The organism is bacterium, assembly GCA_024226335.1.
Taxonomy (GTDB): domain Bacteria; phylum Myxococcota_A; class UBA9160; order SZUA-336; family SZUA-336; genus JAAELY01.
Map to the genome: position 1 here is coordinate 1 of JAAELY010000319.1, position 2,326 is coordinate 2,326.

At 59.5% G+C, this 2,326-nt stretch carries 1 protein-coding gene and 1 pseudogene; both read left to right on the forward strand.

All coding sequences use genetic code 11. The features are described from left to right. The first annotated feature begins 431 nt into the window (after positions 1-431). Complete coding sequence (locus GY725_16840) at positions 432-1,196, forward strand: hypothetical protein (GenBank protein MCP4005859.1); 765 nt, start codon at positions 432-434, stop codon at positions 1,194-1,196. Beyond that, a pseudogene (locus tag GY725_16845) lies at positions 1,175-2,146 on the forward strand (ISAzo13 family transposase). Before GY725_16840 ends, GY725_16845 begins: the two are co-directional and overlap by 22 nt. The last annotated feature ends 180 nt before the right edge of the window (positions 2,147-2,326 follow it).

Consider the following 2,326-nt stretch of genomic DNA (forward strand, 5'->3'; position numbering starts at 1 on the left):
GCCGTTCGGTGTTGGCTCGGGCGGTGATCGACGCTCTCAGACGCGGTGGCAAAGCGACGGCGGAGCGTGCTCTCCGGCTCTGGCTGCGTTGCTTTCTGGGGGCGCCGGGGCCACGGCAGGATGCGCAGCGGGAGACGGAGACGGCCGAGGCGATCGCCAAGGCGAAGTCGATGCCTGAAAGGGTTCGTGTACCAACGGTTCCCGTTGGTTGAGAGACGTCTCGCTGTTCTTAGGGCAGCCTCAAGAATAAGATCCCATCTTGTCTCGTATCTCCGTCACCAACAGTCGGATCCAAGTCTGAAGGGCGCTCTCGCGCCGATCAGAGAAGCTACCTGTTATCAGTGCTTTGCGCTGGCTGACTGGCTCATCTCATCCTTGAGTCCATAGACTCATCATGATAGAGTTCTGCCTTAAGAAGGAGGAACTCTGTCATGATGACGCAGCGCTACCGCACCGAAGACCTCTCTAAGTTATTGAAAAAGAGGAAGATAGCGACCATGGCCGAACTCAAGCAGGCCCTCGGCACCAACGCCGACGCCACGGTCTTCCGCAAGCTCAAACTGATCTCGGCCCGCTCCAGCTACTCCCATCGCGGACGCTATTACACCCTCGACAGCATCCCGCAGTTCGATGAGTGGGGCCTGTGGACGTTCCGCGATGTTCACTTCTCGAAGTACGGTACCCTACTCAACACCGCTCAGAAGCTGGTCGAGAGTGCGCCCGACGGGTTCTTGGCCCGCGAGCTCGAAATCCTGCTTCAGGTCAGCGTCAAAGATGCGCTGCGGAAGCTCACGCAGAATGGCCGGCTGACTCGTGATCGCCGTAGCGGTCGTTACCTGTATTGCGCCGCAGACCCGACCATCCGAAGGCGGCAAATGCGCAGCCGACGCCAAGCCGAGGAGGCAGGCGAATGGGTCGCACAGCCAGTCAGTGAAGCGATCCTGCCGGACGAACTCAGGGCCACGGTCCTTCTGTTCTACAGCCTTCTGGATGAGCAACAGCGCCGACTTTATGCTGGGCTTGAAGCCCTTAAGTGGGGCCACGGGGGCGACCGTAAGGTCGCACGTTTGCTCGGCCTCGATGTCGGCACAGTCGCCAAGGGTCGACAGCAGTTGCTCCAGGGCGAGATCCTGCGTGATCGTATCCGTAAGCCCGGTGCGGGGCACCCTCCGGTGGAAAAAAAACGCCGGCGGTGATCGGGCGCCTCGAATCTCTAATGAAACACGACACGGCGGGGGATCCCATCACCGGATTGAAATGGAGCCGTCGAACGGTGGCCAAGATCGCCGCAGAGCTGAAGGCCGTGGGCATCGACGTGAGTCCGAACACCGTCGCTAAGTTATTGAAGAAATTGGACTTTCGCCCCCGGGTCAATCGCAAGAAGCTATCCTCAGGATCCGGTCCGGAACGCGATCAGCAATTTGGCTACATCGCCGAAGTCCGCGAACGCTTCGCCCGCGACGGCCTGCCCGTCATCAGCGTCGACACGAAGAAGCGCGAATTGGTTGGGCTCTTCAAGAACCCCGGCACGGCATTGCGCCGCCAACCCATCCTCGTCAACGACCACGATTTCCGTTCGCAAGCGCAAGGCGTCGCGATTCCCTATGGGGTCTATGACGAGAAGGCCAACCGTGGATCGGTCTTCGTCGGCACCTCTCACGACACCTCCGCGTTTGCCGTCGAATCGATCGAGAAATGGTGGCGATACGATGGAAGACGGCGCCATCCCCAGACAGATCACCTGTTGATCCTCGCCGACGCTGGCGGCAGCAACAGCGCCACGCGGCGAACTTGGAAACATGCGCTGCAGACCAAACTCTGCGACCGCCATCAACTCTCGGTTACCGTCACCCACTACCCCGCCGGCGCTTCGAAGTGGAACCCGATCGAACATCGCTTGTTCAGCGAGATCAGCAAGAACTGGGCGGGCGAGCCGCTGAGGAGCTACGAGACCATCTTGAACTACATCCGAACTACAAAGACCGCCACCGGCCTGCGGGTCAAAGCCTATCTGGTCAAGAAGCAATACCCCAAATCCGTGAAGATCTCCGACCAACAAATGCAGAAGCTAGCTCTCGAGAAGCACGAGACTCTACCGAAGTGGAACTACACGTTGGCACCCAGGGAAATGGGAAGTAATTCTTGAGGCTGTCCTAAGACAAGAGTTGACGGCCAAGGGTCTGGACCTCACACGCCCGGGGCTGTTTCGCTATATCTCCCAATTGCTGAACAAGAGCAGTGACCCGGCGCCCGCGGACGACCGCCGGGTCTGGAGACTCCTGCGGGCTTTCGACCTCGAAGTGATCAGCGAAGCATCTCTCCGTCA